This is a genomic window from Microcystis sp. M20BS1, assembly GCF_020245305.1.
GTDB classification, from domain to species: domain Bacteria; phylum Cyanobacteriota; class Cyanobacteriia; order Cyanobacteriales; family Microcystaceae; genus Microcystis; species Microcystis ichthyoblabe_A.
In genome coordinates this window covers 1-3284 of the sequence record NZ_JADBUZ010000160.1, presented here as the reverse complement: position 1 = coordinate 3284, position 3284 = coordinate 1, and the positions used below count along the sequence as shown (strand labels likewise).

Below are 3284 nucleotides of genomic sequence, written 5' to 3'. Positions count from 1 at the left end.
TTCACCCCTGAGTAACCAAACTTTATAGAGTTTGTCAGCGAAACGTTTTTTTGTCTTTGCTGAAGCGGTAATCCGTTTGAGTTCTTTTTCTAGGGATTCGGGAGTTTTTGTCCAATCAATCAATTGGTGAACTTCAGGAAAAAAGAAGTATAAAAACGCTTCAAAATACTCGGTTAATGCTTCTTTCCAGGGTTCATCATAATTGGCGGTTGTTTGGTTCATTTGAGTTGTCCGCTTACTCTTAGGGGTGAAGCGCGATAGCGTAACGCACCGATTTAATAATAGAGGTGAATGGTGGTAATCTGGGGATTTTGTGGTAAAAAAGCGGATATTTGTTCGATTCCGTCTTGATTGGGAGAGAGAATAACGGTGGCGACTTCTGGAATTACTCCAGCTTGGAGACTTTGATAATCGCTAACACCAGCATCGAGGAAAACTACAGTAGCGGTTAAACGCTGATTTCTCGCACTATTCACCTGATTAGCTTGACTCAAGCCATCAGATTGAGCAAAATTGCACAAAACATCGTCAACAGCAGAAAGGCTCGGCAAAAGGGTAGAAGTCATGACGTTAACCGCAAAAGATTAATGCGACTATTTTGTGCAAACAATCCCGAATTTTTCAAGGTTTCTATAACAAAAATTAACATTTATACAAGAAACCGGGTTTCTAAATAGGCGTTTTCTCATGGTTTCTTGAAAAAAACCATTTTCTCAGTTTCGTGGGTTGTTGCAAGATATGCAATCTGAACGACGTTCATAAATTGTATTTTTATTAGTTTATGGGACACAAACAATTCCTAATCCTGCCATTTGACGAATATGATCATCAAAAGCGAATAAGTAGCTGGTTATAATTAAATTAAAAATGGATTTTAGGTTCGATCCCCCCTGCCCCCCTTGATAAGGGGGGTGCCGATAGGCGGGGGGATCTGACAACTTTTAACGCCTACCTACTTACCTTAAATATTTGTAAACGATGAGCCATAACTAAAATAGAACAATCTGTGTAACTCCATTTTTTATCATTGTACTTACAGAAAGCTTCCCATATTGCCAGATCATCGCCATCTGACACATTGATATAACGATGATCTTCTCTTAGTATTTGACCCACTTGGATTGAGGATCGACTAGATACCTTGCTCCGAATCCAAGTCACAGTTTCATCGAATACCGATTCGAGAATAATCCAATTATTATGAGGATTTTCTAAGTAATGTTTTTGAGCGCTTTCGTGATGAGTTTCAGATTTGACAAAAAAGGCAATTAAAGCAGAAGTATCAACAATAATTTCTTTGTCCACAATTTTTAATAAATAATTTCATCGATGTTTTCAGCGTAGTTAGTTACAACTTGACCCCGATTATCTTGTCCGATAATATATTTAGGCTCAGGTTGGACAATTTCTAAACTTCCACAAAGTTCCCAAGTACGAGTCTTAGTAATATCTGGTAATTCAGCTTGAACATAATTTTCCAAAGCTTTGATAACAATCTCTTGAACCGAGGATTTTTGTTCTTGCAAACGAGATATTAATTCGTCGGGAATTTCGATCAATATTTGAGTCATTGATAAACCTTAGAGATTAACGTTGTTTTACTAACATTATAGCCTGTTTGTGAATTATAACCAAGAGACGCAAATGCAATTACCTGAATCAGTTACCAAAAGGCTAACAACTGTTCACTGATTCAGGTGATTCGCCATAAGTCCAGAAAACGGGTTTCTTGAAGAAACCCGTTTTCTAGATATTGATTTTTGCCAAAGACTGCTTAAATTCTGCGAGAGAATTAGCAGTAGCTGCTAATTTTAGTAGCTCTTCTAAGATAGTAGGGTTAGTCATTTTAAGGAGTTGACATGATTTTTTCCTGAATAATAGGGTGAAAATTACAAAATTAAGCCCCTAAAGAAGGCACCATCCACACCGATTGAGTGCCATCGAGGTCGGTATCTGGTCCAATTAGCGCCGGGTTGCGGTAGCCCGGAAGGACGGAGACGGCAAAAACCTCCTCCACGCCGCTATTGAACCAAAAAGTTGCCACCAGTTGACTGGTAGCCAGGTTGACAATAGCCAACCCGCACCGCAATTGATTACGCCGCTCATCCAGGGGTAAACCGCCAAAAACCGCCGTTTCCCGCACTTGGGACAACCCGACAAAGGCGTGACCTTCCCAACAGTCCAAACCCCGGGTAAAACCGGGCAATTCCGCCACGATTTCCGTGCTACCAGTTTGGGGATGCCAACGGTTCAAGGTTCCATAACCGGAATTGAGGAAATAGAGATTACCCTGATAAAGGCGGGGAGAATGGGGCATAGCTAAACCCCGCAAAATCACCTCTCCCCTAGCCACATCAATTAAGCATCCGCCCTGGGCCTTATTCTCTCGCCAGAGGCTTTCCTCGTTGGTTTCCCCCAATGCCGTTACATATACGGGAGTGCCGCTATTTTCAGCCATAGCCAAGCCATTGAGGTGGCAGCGGTCTCCGGGGACTAACTCGGTAATAAAGGGCGGTTTCCACTGGGGTAGAAAACTCCAATTTCCTTCGATAGTTGCCAGACAGTTAAATAGGGTATTGACCACCCAAAGGCGATTACTGCCAAAGGCCAAATCATGACCCATAATCGGACCGGTGAGGTGAGAGGAGCGGGCCAAAAAGGCGATATCCTGTTCCCCTTCGGGTTTAATCTGGGGGGCAATCTCTCGATTAGCGGGTAAATTCCAAATTGCCTGACGAGCGCCCACAGCAATTCCGGTAGCGGTTCGGGTTAAACCCATTGCTTGGTCAAAATGGGCGAAACTCACCCGTATTTGTCCTTTATAAGTGCCAATGCTGGCCACTCGTCCCGCTTGGTAGGTGGAAATCAACACTGAGAGGTCAAGCTGGTTGAGTAATTCCGGCAGATTGAGGCTGTACTCATAATTGACCGGCACTGCTTGGCGCTGAGATGGACTCGCTGCTGGCTCTTGGGTATCTGAAAACTGGTTAGTCTTGGGCGGCAAGCTGTCCATAGAGTTTTTTTTGCATGGATTAGAATCGATTGTGATAATTGATTATTGTTTATGGTTTGTTGACTAAGGGGTTCTAATTAATCCCCCCTTGCCCCCCTTAATAAGGTTTGATCCCCCCTTGCCCCCCTTAATAAGCTATCCCTTATAGGGATCTTTCTTAACAATTTTTGCAGTAAGCACTCCAACCCTTATCCTGACTTGATTTCAGTTTTTTCTTTGTTTTGTAAGGGTGTCAACAAGGAATATTACAAATTGTTAACCGAGTCTTGAA

4 protein-coding genes and 1 pseudogene are annotated in these 3284 nt (G+C 42.5%); all 5 read right to left on the bottom strand.

Going from position 1 to position 3284, the window contains the following annotated elements:
• A pseudogene (locus tag IM507_RS16100) lies at positions 1–222 on the bottom strand (hypothetical protein); the annotation flags it as partial.
• Between the two features lie 53 nt (positions 223–275).
• Positions 276–566, bottom strand: coding sequence for a DUF4347 domain-containing protein (locus IM507_RS16095; protein WP_002731600.1), 291 nt, complete (start codon positions 564–566; stop codon positions 276–278).
• A 382-nt stretch (positions 567–948) separates the two neighbouring features.
• A complete protein-coding gene (locus tag IM507_RS16090; RefSeq protein WP_287637338.1) occupies positions 949–1305 on the bottom strand; it encodes a type II toxin-antitoxin system VapC family toxin in 357 nt (118 codons plus the stop codon).
• Positions 1306–1310: 5 nt separating this feature from the next.
• On the bottom strand, positions 1311–1571 hold the full coding sequence (locus IM507_RS16085; RefSeq protein WP_002733873.1) for a hypothetical protein: 261 nt from the start codon (positions 1569–1571) through the stop codon (positions 1311–1313).
• Between the two features lie 326 nt (positions 1572–1897).
• Positions 1898–3013, bottom strand: a complete 1116-nt coding sequence (locus IM507_RS16080) for a TIGR03032 family protein (protein ID WP_287637337.1) — start codon at positions 3011–3013, stop codon at positions 1898–1900.
• Between the last annotated feature and the right edge of the window lie 271 nt (positions 3014–3284).

What these genes read in the sequence shown, in the direction of transcription:
- IM507_RS16080 (WP_287637337.1), bottom strand. Translation starts at nt 3,013, where the DNA reads ATGGACAGCTTGCCGCCCAAGACTAACCAGTTTTCAGATACCCAAGAG.
- IM507_RS16085 (WP_002733873.1), bottom strand. Translation starts at nt 1,571, where the DNA reads ATGACTCAAATATTGATCGAAATTCCCGACGAATTAATATCTCGTTTG.
- IM507_RS16095 (WP_002731600.1), bottom strand. Translation starts at nt 566, where the DNA reads ATGACTTCTACCCTTTTGCCGAGCCTTTCTGCTGTTGACGATGTTTTG.